This window comes from Paenibacillus sp. P46E (assembly GCF_001909095.1).
GTDB classification, from domain to species: Bacteria; Bacillota; Bacilli; order Paenibacillales; family Paenibacillaceae; genus Paenibacillus_AQ; species Paenibacillus_AQ helianthi.
On sequence record NZ_LVYZ01000044.1, the window covers coordinates 71286 to 88026 of the forward strand.

A 16741-nucleotide genomic window follows, 5' to 3' on the forward strand; every position below is an offset into this window, starting at 1 on the left:
CCCATTTCTCTATACTTTTGGATTTTTCTTCAGCATTCTCAGCCCGTAGCCGATCAGCCCCAGGGACAACAGAATGGATCCGATATTCATATCGGTGAGTAAATCCCAGAGCCCCGGAAAGGTGGTAATGATCAGCAGCAGAATGCCAGCAGTTACACAGCCGAAACCAACCCAGACCGGACTAACTTCATCATTCGGATAAGCCGGACTGGCAGGCATCCCCATACCCCAGGGCACCCCGTAGCTATCAGGATGGAACATCATACGTTCATGTTCTTCGGCGGCTATTTTCATCCACGCTGCTTTCTGAAGAGCATCAAATAATTGATAGAACCACAGAGCAGCCAAAGCGAACGGGAAAACCGTTGGCATGGAAGGGATAAAAATAATACACAGTGCTGCTCCAATCATATACTCAAGCCCCAATTTTTTGAAGCCTAAATACAGATGCCCGATTCCCGGAATCATAGCCAGAAGAAAGGTGAGCCAACGTCTTTTTTTGATCATATAATATCCTCCTATTTGAAGTTGCTGATTTATTTATTTATTTATTTATTTATTTATTTATTTGTACCCTCGGAGTTAAGCCAGGCGCTGACTGATGTGGACATATGCCCATTAATCTCAGTGATACCGTAGGCCATATCCTTGAACACCCCAAGCTGCAGCAGCAGGAAAGTCAAACCGACCGCGACCCCGTAATGTACCCAAGAGGTTCTGGGAGCTGTGCGGCGTCTTGCCATAGTTGCTCTGACTGCCCTTTCCCGGCGACCCGATTCCAGTTGTTCTATTTGCCCCATAACATCGGCAGTAATATCCGGAAAATCAAGTGCATCCATGGACTCTTGTCCATTCTCCATTTCATTCCATAGCGCAGACATTTCTCTAGCTTCCTCCAGCCACTGTGCGCAATCGGGACAAGACTCGATGTGCAGACGGATTCTCAGCTCCGCTTCCGGAGACAGCAAGCCTTCGATATAATGCGGCATCCATTCTTTGACTGTTGCACAATTCATCGCCATTCCTCCCCGTTTTTACGCATCATCTGTCTGGCCCTGTACAGCTGTGACTCTACTGTTTTTACCGAAACGCCTTTCTGCTCGGCAATCTCCTGATAAGAGTGTCGCTGAAAATAATACATCTGCACGACCGACCGGTACGGTTCTGTGAGATGGTTCAGATTCTCGCCCAGCTCCTCCGATGCTTCCTTGCGGAGCAGCACATGCTCAGGCGTCTGCGATGTCACCCAATCATTCTCTGTATAATCCGCTGTACTGCGGTGCTTCCATTCCCTGTCATTGGCCCGTTTCCAGTCCAGGCAGGTCCGGTAAGCAATCCGGTATAGCCATGTGGAGAATGAGGATTGCCCTCTGAAGGAAGGGAGCGCCTTGTAGGCTTTGATAAAGACTTCCTGGGCCATATCCTTGGCCGACTCGGCTTCTCCTGTAATCTTGATACATACCCGATACACCATGCCTTGATAGCGCGACACCAAATGCCCAAAAGCCTGATGCTGCCCGTCTAGCACGGCTGATATCCATTCTGCCTCTTCCAAGTAGTTCTCCCCTCCTTCAGCTTCATAATGTTAGACGCCGGCCCTCTGGCTTCCCCTGCAACTTATTTAATATTTTTTAATCCCGGTAATTTCAAATCCTCTATTCTATATCCTACAACAAGAATACTCTGTTTTTGAAGGGATACCCCTGAGTTTGTCGAACTATGTAACACTATGACAAAGAAAAAACTTATTGTGGTAATCGTACTTTTCCTGATAGGACTTACCGGCCTGCGTTTCCTATGGATCGGCATCCATCCCCTCCCGGTCCCGCTTAAGGCGTTACAGGGTGTACTTGATTTGCGCGGCACCCCGTTCCCGGACGACAAAATTTACAGTTTGGGTGGCGAGTGGGAACTCTACCCCGGTACACTGCTTGCTCCCACCAGCCGTACCCATACAGTTATTTCTCCAGAGACTAAACGCAGCTATATTCACGTTCCAGGCAGTTGGAAAGAAGCGATGAAGCAGGACCATGGAGCTTATAGCTACGCCACTTATCGTCTGAAGATTCTGACGGAGCAGCCGGAGCAGCGGATTGGGATGATTTTCCCTAAGATAAATTCGTCCTCCGTCCTCTATGTAAACGGCAAGACAGTTGGGCACTCAGGCTTCCCTGCTGAAAAGGCACAAGAATACACAGCCCGGGCTGTTCCTTATCCAGTATTTTTCAATACAGTCAACGGTGAAGCTGAACTGATACTGCAGGTGGCCGACTTTGACACCGACTCAGGAGGGATTCTGCGGCCGGTCTTGTTCGGTAACGATCAGACCATACATAAGGAGCGCCTGCTAACCATCGGAATGGAGCTTGCAGTCTGCATTGTACTGCTGCTTCACGCCGCTTATGCCGTAATTTTGTACCTGATCATCCCGCGTCAAAAGGTATTGCTGTATTTCACGTTGATGGTGACCTTTGCAACAATCAGCATTTTGTCGGATGACGACAGATTGTTAATGCTCTGGCTGCCTATCAGCAACGGATGGTCGCTCAAGCTATTGCGGCTGGCTTATTTAGGAACGTTTTTTTTCATGCTTCATCTGGCCAGACAGCTGCTATTTCCGAATGAGCGTTTAAAGTGGCTGCGGGTGTTGTCCATTATTACCTCTTTATTCGCAGGTTTGTTGATTACTGTTCCCAGCAGCAGTGTTCTCTTTTCGGTACTGAGCTATCAATACGGACATCTGCTACTATCTCTGGCTATAGGCATTTTTATCATCATCTACAAATCCTTTATACGAAATGAGGAGGGGACGATTTTCCTGCTCCTGGCCATAACCAGTATCATCAGCAGCACCATATGGGGTTCAGTCAAAAACAATACCGAGTTAGGGCTCAGTTTCTATCCTTTTGATCTGATTTTTGCCTTTCTGGCTTTTGCCACTTTCTGGTTCCGCCGCTTCTTCTGGAATGCGGCGCATACAGCCAAGCTGGCCGAAAGCCTCCAACGGGCTATCAAGCAAAAGGATGACTTTCTGGCCAATACCTCACATGAGCTGCAAAATCCGCTTCACGGCATTATAAATATTGCTGAAGCGGTGTTGTCCAGCGATAAAAGCACTCTGCATAAGCAGAACGCCGAGGATTTGAAACTTCTGATCACCGTCGGGCGCCGCATGTCCCTGCTGCTCAACGATCTGCTGGATCTGTCACAGCTACGCGAGAGCAATATCCAATTGAAGCTGCAAAGCCTCCACATTCAATCCGCGGCTTCGGGAGTAGTGGACATGCTGCGTTTTATGACTGGGGAAAAACCCATAGCGCTTAAGATGGATATTCCACAAAACTTTCCAAATGTAATTGGTGATGAGAAAAGAATCATTCAAATTCTGTTCAACCTTCTGCAAAATGCCGTTAAATATACAGAGAAGGGCACTGTCAGCGTGTATGCGGATATTCACCAGCAAACGGCCCGTATTCATATTATGGACACTGGAATTGGAATGGATCAGGAAACACAGCGCAGAGTGTTTGATCCCTATGAGCAGGGTGATTCCAGTATGACCGCCATGGGCGGGGGGATCGGTCTTGGACTCAGCATCTGCAAAGAGCTTGTTCAACTGCACGGGGGAAGCTTGAGCGTAGTCTCAAGCCCACATGAAGGCTCAGTCTTCACCTTTACTCTGCAATTGGCCGATGAGCCGTCAGGGATGGTTGTTAATAACGATGTCTTCCTTCCCGAGGCCGGAGAAGCAGCACCGGTTCTAAATGCGCAGGTTCAGGATCAAAGCAGGGGACATTCTGACAGAATGTCCAAGTCCAGAGTTCTCGCGGTAGATGATGATCCTGTCAATCTAAAGATACTCACCGCACTTCTCGCCGATGATTATGATATCAAAACCGTTACCACCGGACAGGGAGCATTGCTGCTCCTGGATGAGGAATCATGGGATCTGGTCATTTCGGATGTAATGATGCCTGTGATGTCTGGATATGAGCTTACCCGGCGGATACGTGAACGTTTCTTGGTCACAGAACTGCCGGTTCTGCTTCTTACAGCACGCAACCAGCCGCAGGATATCTATAGCGGGTTCGTCTCTGGAGCTAATGACTATGTAAGCAAGCCGGTAAATGCTATGGAACTGCGGATGCGGGTTCGTTTTTTAACTGAAATGAAACAATCTGTCTCCAGGCAGCTCCGCGTAGAGGCCGCTTATCTGCAAGCGCAAATTCAGCCGCATTTTCTATTCAACACCCTAAATTCCATTTCAGCGCTGGCCTCCTTTGATACGGGAAGAATGAGTGAATTAATTGATGCGTTCAGCTCCTACCTGCGGTTAAGCTTTAACTTCCTTAATGCCGAACCGCTAGTCCCGTTTGAACGTGAGCTGGAGCTGGTCGAGGCTTATCTCTATATCGAAAAGGAACGTTTTGAGAACCGTCTGGAAATCGCCTGGTCACTGGATCCGGATCTCCATTTCCTGCTTCCTCCGCTAACGATTCAACCTCTCGTGGAGAATGCGGTCAGACACGGAATTCTGAATCGTGCCAAAGGCGGCCGTGTAGAGATCTCTGTCAGACAGCTTGGAGAGGGCACTGAAGTCACCATTGCCGACAACGGCATTGGGATAAGTGCAGAGCTTCTAGCCGAGTTGCTTACCGGGCCCCCTGAACCTGAACGGGGAATCGGGTTGCAGAACACCCACAAACGGCTGATGCGAATGTATGGCCGTGGACTGACTATCGATAGCACAGTCCTTAAGGGGACTGTAGTCAGCTTCATTATTCCTTTAAGCAAGTCAGAGGCTTCTCCGGGAGCAATGCCAAAGAATACTTAATGAGGTGGTGGAATCAGTTATGATTCAAGCCCTGCTGGTAGATGATGAACGGCTGGCGCTTATGAAATTGCAGCTGATGCTGGAAGAATTGGGCACAGTTACGGTTACCGGTGTTTTTACAGACCCGAGCGAAGCCCTAAGTGCAGCACCAAGCCTAGATCCTGATGTAATCTTTCTGGATATTGAAATGCCGGAAATCAACGGTATGCAGGCGGCCGAGCTTATGCAGAATCTTTGTCCCAGGGCAAGCATTGTGTTTGTAACCGCCTATAATGATTATGCTGTGGACGCTTTTGAGCTGAATGCTCTTGATTACGTGCTTAAGCCTGTGCGGCGTGACCGTTTGCAAAAGACGGTGCAGCGTCTGGAATCGGCCAAAGCTCAACTAGTGCCGGAAAATCAAGCCAGAGTTATGCTTCACTGTATGCAGTCGATCCGCTTTGAGCTCAGCGGTCAGCCGTTACAGAGCATCCGCTGGCGCACCTTGAAGGCCCAGGAAGTATTCGCCTATTTGCTCCATAACAGAAACCGCTTGATCATCAAGGATTATCTGATCGAATGGCTATGGCCTGAATTGGATTATAAAAAAGCCTCCACTCTTCTCTACACCACGATTTATCAGGTGCGGCAATGCCTGAAGCAGGCGGGGATTGAGCTCCAGATCAACAGTGCCAATGAAGGCTATGTTCTAGAAACAGGAGGATTGCTGATTGATACTGTCGAGTGGGAGAAGAGCATTCTGTCGCTGCCTGTAATTAACGAAAAGAATTATACAGAGCATCAACAGATACTAGATTTCTATACCGGTGATTATTTAGGGGATTATGGCTATGTATGGGCCGAAAGCGAGCGTCAGCGGCTGCGCACCATCTGGCTGCATCATGCCACCGGCCTGGCTGAATTTTTTGTCAGCAACGGTAAGCTTTCTGCAGCCGTTACGACCTATCAGCGGATTGTTCTGCTCCAGCCTTATTTCGAGCAAGCCCATCTGGACCTCATGAAAGTCTATGACAGCATGGGTGAGCGAAAAGCGGTAGAACAGCAGTACAGTACGCTGTGCGACTTGCTGAATCGTGAGCTGAACATTGAACTGCCGCCCCATATCACAGACTGGTTCGAGAACTGGAAGCATATTAATCTCAGCATTTAGCATCTCTTGTTCCTATACTCATTTTGTTAAGATACAACACCAAAGACACCCGGAAGCTCCGGGTGTCTTTGGTGTAATTGTGCAACCTATTCTCTTAATCAGCGGCTGTTTACTATTTCCCCTGTTTAATGCGTGTCTTGAATCTTCTGCTGAGAAGAACTCCCAGTACAATCAGACCTCCGCCTGTCAGATACAGCGGAAGCGGACTGTTCTCTCCAGTCTGCGGAAGCTTACCGGGCAGTGCGTCATCTCCTTTATCCGCTGTATCGGTTACTGTACCTTTTGGTACATCATCGATCCCCACCTCAATGACAACTTCTTCTTCATTACCGTCTTCATCGGTTACAACAATCGTAAATTTATCTTTTCCAATATAGCCGGAATCCGGTGTATAGGTCCATTTGCCGTCTGGAGTAATTGTAACAGTACCATGATCCGGTTTATCTCCAATGCTTGGAATGCCGCCAAGCGGGATCTCGCCTTCAATTGGAACATCAACAATTGTAGTAGCCTGAGTGGCTTGTGGAACAGCAGGTGTGCTGCTTACCACAGGCTGCCCCGGTGTGGCTGCTGGTGTTGCCGATGCCTGTACAGGCGTGGCAGACGGTACAGGTGTGGCAGACGCCGTAGACGTTGCTGTAATAATGACTCCCGGTATCGTAGAAGCCCCAGGTGTCGGCAGCGAAGTCGGTGATATCGTAGGCGTTGTTGTCGGTGATGCTGTAGGCGTTGCTGTTGGTGATGCTGTAGGTGTTGCTGTCGGTGTTGACGTCACTGTCGGTGATGCTGTAGGCGTCACTGTCGGTGTTGCTGTAGGCGTTGCTGTCGGTGTTGACGTCACTGTCGGTGATGCTGTAGGCGTCACTGTCGGTGTTGCTGTAGGCGTTGCTGTCGGTGTTGCTGTAGGCGTTGCTGTCGGTGTTGGCGTAGCTGTCTTATTGTCAGTCACCGTCATCGTTGTTTCCGTTGTTGAATTGAAGGTTACAGCAAACTTAGTCGGGTTGAGATCGTACCCGGCTGGAGCGGCAACCTCCTGAAGTACATAAGTTCCGGGCCATAGATTATTGAAGGCAGCGGCTCCGTTTGAATTTGTCGTCAGCTGATTAATGAGAACTTCCGTCGAACCTGACTTACGGTACAGGGCAAAGGTTGCCCCGCTCAGCAGTGCCTGATCCGCAGCATCTTTTTTCACAACATATAGTGTCTTGCGGGTTCCGGTTCCCACTGCGTCTACGCTTGATAGAGCTACTATTATCTCTTTACTGCTTTGTTTGGTGATTGTGGTCGAGTTATTGCCGCTGAGCCGCACACTATTGGATACTTTATCATTGTTGTTGGCCACAATCAGTGACTCATATTCAAGAATGTAGGGCTTCTCAATATCTGTTCTAAATGTAAGCACAAATTGCTGTTTTCCGGTATTCTCATCCGTGCTGATGACCAGATCATAATCTGTTCCTTTCACCAGCGGTGTTGTCACCTTAGTAATATCGCCGCCTGCATTTACCGTTGTCGGATACAGCTTGAACGAATCAGACAGCAGGATCTGATTGTCACTTGGATCATCCGTAACCGTTGCATCTTCAATGAAAGACAGGCTGTTATTGATATTAATAGTCCATTTTATCTTGGTGTTGCTCTGTGTTCCGCTCTTTGCCACATATTCTCCACCCTTGGGAATCGTAAGTGAAGCAGTCAAATCCTTGGATGCAGCCGTTGTGCCACTGTATAAATTAGCGGTATTGGCAATGGTCGGTGACTCAACGAGCTGTCCCTGCAGGTTTGTTTTGAAAATGATGTAGTAGGCCGAATTCATATCATTCTTGAAATTCACCTGCAGCAGCTTGCTGCTCTCCGTATAAGCCACGGTGTAATCTGTGCCCAGCACAAGTTTAGTGCCTTTGGAGGGGTCCCCGTTTTTGGCAACACTCAGATTATAGACCTCCACCGAACCCGGCACATACTGCTGATTGCTCTGCAGCACATCCGATACATTGGCATTTGTCAGCGGATTGCGGTTGTAGTTAACGCCAATGGTCCAAGTGATTTCCTTGCTCACCGCATTGTAGGCTCCGTTCTTGAAGCCGTTCGCTTTGTCCGACGCATTCGGATCGAAAGCTGCAATTACCGTCTTAGTCTTCACTGTTGTGGAACCGGGATCTTTCCAGTTCACCATTGCCTTATTCTCGAACTTGGCTGCAGTGTTCAACCAGTTGTAACTAAGCCAGTTGTTATCAAAATACGTATCATAAGTAATTGTATACGGTCCTGTAATCTGTGAGTTGAATACCACGTCAAATCCGGCAGTATCATCCAGGTTTTGAATGGTATAGCCTGTGCTAGTCGCAGCCGACCCTTTTTTAACCACAATAGAGCCGGGTACAATTTTCAGTCCTTTGTTCGTGAATATATCCTTAACCACCACTTCATCCATCGGATAGCTGTCTGCATTTAAGGTTACAGACCATGAGACGGTTTTGGTAAGGTAGTTGTAATCCGCTACTTTTTTGCTGATGATTACCTGACCAATGTCCCGGGTACCTGTTACAGTAGTAGTTCCGGAAGTAGCCGAATTCATGATTGTCGTGTTATCTTCTACACGGTTGATGGCTCTAGTCTGATATTTAATTTTGTAAGCGCCGTTGAGATCACTGGTGAATTTAAGTTCGAATCCGTTTTGCCCACTGACCGGGACCGAAGGTGCACTCATTGTATAATTGGTAGATTCAATGGTTCCTGCCGTGCCGCTTGAACTGGTCAGGAAATTAACCGGGAACACTTGCAGGGAACCAGGCACCAGCTCTTGCGTGTTGTTATAGTAATCCTTCAAAACAGCATTTGCCTGGGCAACCTGCAGCTCATTATAGTTGTAATCAATCTCCCAGTCTGTCACCTGTGTTGCCGGATTATAATTAGTGGACGACTTCTTTAAAAAAGTGCCCTGCGATACGTTCACAGTCGATGATGCTGTAGCCGCCGCCTGGTTTGAACCACTGAAGACTGCACTATTGGTAAAGCTCGTCTTGGCAGCATCCGTTATGTCCGTAGTATATTGGATACGGTATGCCCCCGTGATCGTTGAATCATTAAAAGCAACATTCAACTTGCCGGAAGGTATCATTACAGCATAATGCGAAGCATCGAGCTCCGCTCCCTGCGTGACGGAACCATCCAGCTTCACATTAAGGTTAAACACCTTGACGTCCAGCGGATTCACCAGCGTCAGGCCGGCAGGAAGCGTGTCGGTAACCGTTGCTCCTTGGACACTTGACAGCACTTTGTTCACGTCTACAGTCCAAATAATCTGCTTGGCGTTCAGGTTATCCTTGTTGGAGCCGGTCGGAACTCCGCTTTTGGCAATGGGAGAGGTGACATCAGGAATAAACGTAAGCGTCACCGTCTGATTGCCTCCGTTGATCGGGAATACGATCTGCTGGACAGTCGTTTCCGTAAATTTAGTTTTATCGAATTTGGTGCTTATGGTAAAGGAGCCATGTACACCGAAATAACTTTCGATGTCATCGTTAAAGGTCATAACCACTTTGTTCGGATTGCCCTTCAGGACATCAAAATGACCCAGAGGAACGCCGTCAAACATCAGAGGAGTTCCGCTAATATCACTTGCAAGCACAAACTTGTCAGGCAACTCGAAGCTGTATGTATCACCGCCTTTATACGTTGAATCCGGAAGCTCCCAATTATAGGTAAGCTTCACTTCAGCCCCTTGCTTATAGACAACGTCTGTTACGGGAACCCCATTGTCATACACGGCCATAGTTACACTGGTGATGATATTGTCGGTGATTTCCGCTGCGTTGGCCTGTGTGTTGAAGCCAAAGCTGTAAGCCCCTTGTATGAAAATGATAAGTAAACTAAGTATGACTGCCATTCTTTTTTTATTCATTACCAGTTGTCTCCTTCTTCTCCCCGAGTAAGATATCAGCCTTAACTGTAATCTTCACGCATGAACAATTTCTGAACAGCCTATGTACATACCGATATATTTCTGCTATTCCCGATTGTTTCTTCACAAAAACGACAAAAACCTAGAGTTAATTTCACAGATACCATTCTATTTAGTAACGAAAGTCACTGATAAAACACTGATGTCTTCCAGCAAACTCTATGGGCAACAGAGCTATCTGAAACATCATTCAAATTACTGCAGCACAAAAAAAGCCATCCGGTCAGCAGAGGGGACTCCACTGAAGGAATGGCTTCAAAAATTACACTAAATAAACAAAAGTCTTGAGGGCTACAACTGCGCATGATCACGCTGTGTGTACGTCTTACGTTTCTCCAGCAGCTTGTTGAGCGCATTCAGATAAGCTCTGGCGCTCGCCTCCAGAATATCTGTGCTGAGTCCCCGGCCCTGTGCGGCAACCTCACCCTGTGACAATACAACATGCACTTCACCCTGCGCGTCCTTGCCCCGGCTTACAGCCTTGATGGAATAGTCACCAAGCGTGACTTCCTCCCCTGTCGCTTGATCAATAGCATTATAGATCGCATCTACTGACCCGTTGCCTTCAGCCGATGCAATAATCGGTTGCGGGTCTGGCCCGTTAATGACTACCTTGGCTGTAGGAGTGGCCTCATTGCCGTAAGTGACATAAATCGTCTGCAGGCTAAAAACTTCCGGCGTATCGATTAGTTTTTCATCCAGCAGTGCCAGAATGTCCTCATCGGATACTTCCTTCTTCTTATCTGCCAGATCCTTGAATTTGGCAAACGCAGTATTCAGTTCTTCTTCCAAGAGCTCATAGCCCAGATCACTGAGCTTGTCGCGGAATGCATGGCGGCCGGAATGTTTACCCAGCACCAGCTTGCTCTCTTTAAGCCCGATGGTTTCAGGTGTCATGATTTCGTAAGTGGTTTTCTCCTTCAACATGCCGTCCTGGTGAATCCCGGATTCATGAGCGAAGGCATTAGCACCGACAATCGCCTTGTTGCCTGGAACCACCATGCCTGTCAGCTTGCTGACCAGACGGCTGGTACGGGCGATCTCAGAAAGTACCAGCGATGTCTTGGCATCAAAAAACTCACTCCGTGTCTCCAGCGCAAGAGCTACCTCTTCAATAGCTGTATTCCCGGCGCGTTCGCCGATGCCGTTAATGGTGCCTTCGATCTGATCGGCACCGTTCTGAATCGCAGCCAGCGTATTCGCTGTAGCCATTCCCAAATCATTATGACAATGGGCGCTAAGCTGAACTTTTTCAATATCTGGTACGGTGTCCTTAAGAAACTTGAAGATTGCACCATATTCCGAGGGGTTCAGATAACCGACAGTATCGGGAATATTGACCACATTCGCACCTTCACGAATCGCCATCGCCACCATTTCAGCCATGAAGTCACGTTCAGTGCGGCCGGCATCCTCCAATGAGAATTCCAGCTTGGAGAAATATTTCTTGGCATATCGGATGGCAGCTTGTGCAGTCTCCAGAACCTGGGCCTTTTCCATTCGGAGCTTATGCTGCCGGTGAATCGGTGATGTCGCCAGGAAAAGATGAATGCAGGGGTCCTGCGCTCCTTGAAGCGCTTCTTTAACCGCATCGATGTCGCTCTCTCTGGAACGGGAGAGGCCAATCAAAGTTACATTCTTTACGGCTCTTGCTACCGCGTTTACCGCAGCCAGGTCTCCGGGTGACGCTGCAGGAAACCCTGCCTCCATCCGGTCAATCCCCAGCTTCTCCAGCTGGTACGCAATCTCTACCTTTTCACGTGTATTGAGATTGACGCCCGGCGACTGCTCTCCGTCACGCAACGTCGTATCGAACACATATATTTTCCGCAAAGCTGAGCACCTCCTGAAAAAGATTGTGCTAAAACCCTCAAATGCGGCCCGCAAAAAACACGGCCGCATCTGAGAATCACACTATATTACGTTCTTCATTTGAAGTATATGAGACTATTTCTTAATCCAGTGCATCATTTCACGCAGCTGGCTGCCAACTACTTCTACCGGATGAGCAGCTTCGTTGCGGCGGGTAGCTGTCAGGAAGGCACGGCCGGATTGGTTTTCAAGAATAAAGTCGCGGGCGAACTTACCTTGTTGGATATCGCTGAGCACTTCTTTCATCGCTTTTTTGGTTTCGTCAGTAATGATGCGAGGACCTGTTACATAATCTCCGTACTCGGCAGTGTTACTGATGGAATCGCGCATGGTTGCAAGTCCGCCTTCATACACAAGGTCAACGATCAGCTTCATTTCATGCAGACATTCGAAATACGCCATTTCAGGAGCATAACCGGCTTCGGTAAGTGTCTCGAAACCTGCTTTGATCAACGCGGATACGCCACCGCACAGAACGGCCTGCTCACCGAACAGATCGGTTTCGGTTTCTTCACGGAAGGAAGTTTCGATAACCCCTGCACGTGTACAGCCAATGCCTTTGGCATAAGCCAATCCGATAGCCTGAGCATTACCGGTTGCATCCTGTTCAATGGCAATCAGGCCGGGAACGCCGAAGCCTTCAACATAAGTACGGCGAACCATGTGACCCGGGGATTTTGGAGCCACCAGCAGCACATCCGCATCCTTAGGAGCTACGATTTGGCCAAAATGTACGTTGAAGCCGTGGGAGAACATCAGAGCCGCACCGTTTTTGAGGTTTGGTTCGATTTCATTTTTATATACGGATGCCTGTGTTTCGTCCGGCATAAGAATTTGTACTACATCTGCACGGGATACTGCTTCAGCTACCGGCAATACTTCAAAGCCGTCATTTTTGGCGGTTTCGAACGATTTGCCTTCGCGCAGGCCGATGACAACCTGAAGACCACTGTCACGCAGGTTCTGTGCCTGGGCATGCCCTTGGCTGCCGTACCCGATTACTGCAATTGTCTTCCCTTTTAGTACACTAAGTTCTGCATCCTGTTCATAGTACGTTGTCACTGCCATTGTCAATATCCTCCTTTAATTTGGGACCCATCGTAAAGAGCGGGTGCTTCAAGAGCCTTCATTCCTTAATTGGATAGGCTGCTCCTCAAGCCCCCGCTCTTTCGCGGGAATTGCCTTACCCTTATCTTATCAAATTAATGCAAACAAGCAGTAATCCGTTAAAGCTGTAAAATATGACGATCAGGCATTGCCCCGAATCATTGCCGTAACTCCGGTACGGGACAGCTCTTTGATGCCATAAGGCTTAAGCAGTTCAATCATTGCATCAATTTTCTGGGTATCTCCAACCACCTGTACGAGCAGGCTGGTTGTACCAATATCCACCACAGAAGCACGGAAAGTCTCAACAACACCCATGATTTCCGGACGTTCAGCCGGTTCCGCTTTGACTTTGATCAATGCGAGCTCGCGGGCTACCATTGGTTTTGAGCCCAGATCCACTACCTTGATTACATCAATCAATTTGTAGAGTTGCTTCTCGATCTGCTCCAGGGTGTGCTGGTCACCCAGTGTAACAATCACCATCCGGGACAGGCCTATTTCTTCAGATTGCCCGACGGTGATACTCTCAATATTGAAGCCCCGGCGGCCGAACAGGCCTGACACCCGCTGCAGCACACCCGGCTGGTCATTCACAAGCACAGCAATTGTATGTTTCATCACTGTCATTCATCCCCCATCAGCATTTGATCGATGGTTGACCCTTGAGTTACCATCGGGTAGACATTCTCGTCCTTGGGAACAACGAATTCTACCAGAACGGGTCCCGGCGTTTCCAGTGCTTCTTTCCACGCAGCGCCTGCTTCTTCCTTGTTTGTGGCCCGTAATCCTTTTACCCCGTATGCTTCAGCCAGTTTTACAAAATCCGGGCTGCCTGCGAGGTCGGTATAGCTGTACCGCTTCTCATAGATGAGGTTCTGCCACTGACGGACCATCCCCAGAACCTGGTTGTTGATCACTACAATTTTAACCGGAATCTTATTGATTGCACAGATTGCAAGCTCCTGTGAACACATTTGCATGCCGCCGTCACCGTTAATGGAGACTACCAGTCGGTCCGGATGCGCCATCTGTGCTCCGATTGCCGATGGAAATCCGAATCCCATCGTTCCAAGTCCACCAGAAGTGATCCATGAACGCGGATGATTGAACTTGTAATACTGAGCTGCCCACATCTGATGCTGGCCTACGTCTGTAGTTACGATGGCTTCCCCTTTAGTGGTGTCATTAATCATCTCAATGACCCACTGAGGTTTGAGTTCAGTATCGGAATCGTTGTAGCGGAGCGGATAATCCAGCTTCCACTGGGCAATCTGCGTTCTCCAGGCATCGGCATTGGCGGCTCGGCTTACTTCAGGAATCAGCATCTCCAGTACCGTCTTCACATCACCGACAATCGGAATATCCGGCGATACATTTTTACCGATTTCAGCCGGGTCAATGTCGATATGAACAATTTTCGCTTTTGGTGCGAAACCGTCCAGCTTGCCCGTCACACGGTCATCGAACCGGGCACCGATATTAATCAGCAGATCGCATTGCTGAATGGCATTGTTAGCCGTGTAAGTACCATGCATACCCGGCATTCCCATCCACAACTCTTCTGCACTCGGATAACAGCCCAGACCCAGCAATGTTGTGGTGATCGGAATTTCTGTCCGCTTTACGAATTCGTACATGGCCTCATGAGCACCGGAGTATATAACACCACCGCCGGCAATGATGATTGGACGCTCTGCCGATGAAATTGCGCGGACCAGCTTATCCAATTGAAGCTTGTTCGGAACCGTGCGCGGATTGTAGCCGCGAAGATTGACGCCCTGCTGTTTGGCCGGGGCAAACAGTGTCTTGGCAGCCGATACATCCTTAGGAATATCAATCAGTACCGGACCTTTGCGGCCGGTGTTTGCGATATGGAATGCTTCATGAATGATGCGCGGAAGATCCTCAACATCACGTACCAAATAGCTGTGTTTTGTAATCGGCATGGTTATACCTGTAATATCCGCTTCCTGAAAAGCGTCCGTTCCAATCAGGCTGGAAAAGACATTACCTGTGATTACTACCAGTGGAACGGAGTCCATAAAAGCGGTGGCAATACCTGTTACCAGATTGGTTGCTCCTGGCCCCGAGGTTGCTATACACACACCCGCCTTTCCACTGGCTCTGGCATAGCCGTCCGCCGCGTGAATCGCGCCTTGCTCATGCCGTGTCAGGATATGGTTGAAATCGGTGAAGCCATGAAGGGCATCGTAGATGTACAATACGGCACCGCCCGGATATCCGAATACGGTATCTACCCCTTCCAATACAAGACTGCGCAGCAGCACTTCGGAACCCGTAATCACCTCGGGATTTTTCCATTTCTCACGTAACTGCTCTATAGACTGTACTTCCGGTATTTGCGCGCTCATCAGTATTCCTCCCTTCGATAGTTAACATTCATTATGCAAATGACAGAACGTCTTATATACGACCGATAATGTTCCTGGCAACAAAAAAACCTTTCGCCGCCCACGCGCAAAAGACAGCGCGTGAGGGACGAAAGGTTGATCTTCCGTGGTACCACCCATGTTTGCATTGCATCTCACGATGCAACACCTTATCAGGATACAAAAATCCATCGATGTAGGCAGGGCCCAAATCTCTGTAACCTGAAGTCCCTAACGCGGACCAAACGATTCCCCCTAATAATTCCACCACTCTTGCCGATGGACCTTTCAGGGAAACAGCTCCGAGGTGAGCTCGTATATAAGGGATTCTGGTGGAGGTTGCAGCAATTCCTCTCACTCTCTGAGCAAAAGAGCCCTTAAAACTTCGTCCTCATCATTGCCGATGCATGTATGTTCGTTAAATGTTTAGACACATTATATGATTCCTCACACGGTTAGTCAATACCCATCTTTTCTGCAATCGTCATAAATCGTTGTTCTATTCCTGCCGGAACGCCCACACCCCTCCGGGCATATGATGTACGACAATGCGTGAAGGGGGCGCTTTATGATTCGTTACCGCAGACCCAAGCAGGATGACACCGTCATTCTTGACTTGATTGAGAAACAGCTGGTTCCATTATCGCATCTTCCGCAGACGGTAATCAACCAGGTCCGAAAAGATCTGCCCCGGCGTCTGGGTCAAGGGGTTACCCTTGTCGCTTGTCCGGATTACGAAAGTGATCCGCTGGGCTTCGTTCATTTCATGCTGCATGGAGACTTGCTCTATATCGACATGCTGGCTATATCCCCTTCCGCGAGGCGTAAACGTTGGGGGAATATGCTTATGGATAGAGCAGAACGGTTTGCACTATCTCGCGGGTGTCAGAGGGCCAAAGTTTCTGTAGACATTGGCAATGTGCCAGGCATTTCCTTTTATCAAAAATTGGGCTACAGCGTAGCCCGTTATCAGCCGCAAAACTTCTGCTACGAGTTTGAAAAACCTTTAGCCGGCAGGCTCAGAGCTTAGAAGAAACCAATCGGCGGGACACCGTAACCAGGTCCGTAGCCGCCATAAGGTCCGGCTCCAGGCCCGCCGTAAGGTCCTGGAACCCCGCCACCATAAGCATAACCTCCGCCATAAGCATAGGGTGCTGTACCGATGGCCAGCAAATCAAACAGCACCAGCGGAATCAAGGCCTTGGTTTGCACTTTTTTACCGGTGATCCGTTGTAGTACCAGACGACTGCCTGATACTCGGAGTAGCTTGCCCGTTACTTTCGTGCCATCCTTTTTCACTGCGACAATATTTTTGCCTACCAGCTTCATCACCTGTCTTTTTGTAACCGGCTGTGCCATATTATCCCTCCTAAAAGTTTGTATGCCTAGGCTTCCTGATTGGCATTGTACAAAACTTGCTT

General features: G+C 48.7%; 12 protein-coding genes. 3 read left to right on the forward strand and 9 right to left on the reverse strand.

The window, feature by feature from the left end:
* Positions 1-9 precede the first annotated feature (9 nt).
* Genes A3849_RS16145 through A3849_RS16155 form a run of 3 tightly spaced genes read right to left on the reverse strand, consistent with a single transcriptional unit; the run spans position 10 to position 1555 of the window.
* The gene (locus tag A3849_RS16145) at positions 10-507 is read right to left on the reverse strand and encodes a hypothetical protein (RefSeq protein ID WP_074112338.1); all 498 of its coding nucleotides are present in this window, start codon (positions 505-507) and stop codon (positions 10-12) included.
* 53 nt (positions 508-560) lie between these two features.
* On the reverse strand, positions 561-1016 hold the full coding sequence (locus A3849_RS16150; protein ID WP_074112339.1) for an anti-sigma factor family protein: 456 nt from the start codon (positions 1014-1016) through the stop codon (positions 561-563).
* Positions 1013-1555 carry an RNA polymerase sigma factor gene (locus A3849_RS16155; RefSeq protein ID WP_074112340.1) on the reverse strand — a complete coding sequence of 181 codons (543 nt, stop codon included), beginning with the start codon at positions 1553-1555 and terminating at the stop codon, positions 1013-1015. Before A3849_RS16155 ends, A3849_RS16150 begins: the two co-directional genes overlap by 4 nt.
* Before the next feature lie 195 nt (positions 1556-1750).
* Between A3849_RS16155 and A3849_RS16160 the strand changes: the two genes are divergently transcribed.
* Together A3849_RS16160 and A3849_RS16165 are read left to right on the forward strand one after the other, a co-directional pair.
* The gene (locus A3849_RS16160; protein ID WP_218619243.1) at positions 1751-4834 is read left to right on the forward strand and encodes a hybrid sensor histidine kinase/response regulator; all 3084 of its coding nucleotides are present in this window, start codon (positions 1751-1753) and stop codon (positions 4832-4834) included.
* Positions 4835-4853: 19 nt separating this feature from the next.
* On the forward strand, positions 4854-5984 hold the full coding sequence (locus A3849_RS16165) for a response regulator (RefSeq protein WP_083613537.1): 1131 nt from the start codon (positions 4854-4856) through the stop codon (positions 5982-5984).
* A 112-nt stretch (positions 5985-6096) separates the two neighbouring features.
* Here A3849_RS16165 and A3849_RS16170 read toward each other — a convergent pair whose 3' ends face one another.
* From A3849_RS16170 to ilvB, 5 genes are all read right to left on the reverse strand, one after another.
* A complete protein-coding gene (locus A3849_RS16170; RefSeq protein WP_074112342.1) occupies positions 6097-9888 on the reverse strand; it encodes a collagen binding domain-containing protein in 3792 nt (1263 codons plus the stop codon).
* Positions 9889-10239: 351 nt separating this feature from the next.
* Positions 10240-11781: a 2-isopropylmalate synthase gene (locus tag A3849_RS16175; protein WP_074112343.1), complete on the reverse strand. Its 1542-nt coding sequence runs from the start codon at positions 11779-11781 to the stop codon at positions 10240-10242.
* A gap of 114 nt (positions 11782-11895) precedes the next feature.
* Complete coding sequence (gene ilvC / locus A3849_RS16180; protein ID WP_074085844.1) at positions 11896-12888, reverse strand: ketol-acid reductoisomerase; 993 nt, start codon at positions 12886-12888, stop codon at positions 11896-11898.
* Positions 12889-13068: 180 nt separating this feature from the next.
* The gene (gene ilvN, locus A3849_RS16185) at positions 13069-13557 is read right to left on the reverse strand and encodes an acetolactate synthase small subunit (RefSeq protein WP_074112344.1); all 489 of its coding nucleotides are present in this window, start codon (positions 13555-13557) and stop codon (positions 13069-13071) included.
* Positions 13554-15302 carry a biosynthetic-type acetolactate synthase large subunit gene (gene ilvB, locus A3849_RS16190; RefSeq protein ID WP_074112345.1) on the reverse strand — a complete coding sequence of 583 codons (1749 nt, stop codon included), beginning with the start codon at positions 15300-15302 and terminating at the stop codon, positions 13554-13556. Before ilvB ends, ilvN begins: the two co-directional genes overlap by 4 nt.
* A 586-nt stretch (positions 15303-15888) precedes the next feature.
* Between ilvB and A3849_RS16195 the strand changes: the two genes are divergently transcribed.
* A complete protein-coding gene (locus A3849_RS16195) occupies positions 15889-16350 on the forward strand; it encodes a GNAT family N-acetyltransferase (RefSeq protein ID WP_074112346.1) in 462 nt (153 codons plus the stop codon).
* Here the strand turns inward: A3849_RS16195 and A3849_RS16200 are convergent.
* Positions 16347-16679, reverse strand: a complete 333-nt coding sequence (locus A3849_RS16200) for a hypothetical protein (protein ID WP_074112347.1) — start codon at positions 16677-16679, stop codon at positions 16347-16349. The two genes, A3849_RS16195 and A3849_RS16200, sit on opposite strands and share 4 nt — an antisense overlap.
* Between the last annotated feature and the right edge of the window lie 62 nt (positions 16680-16741).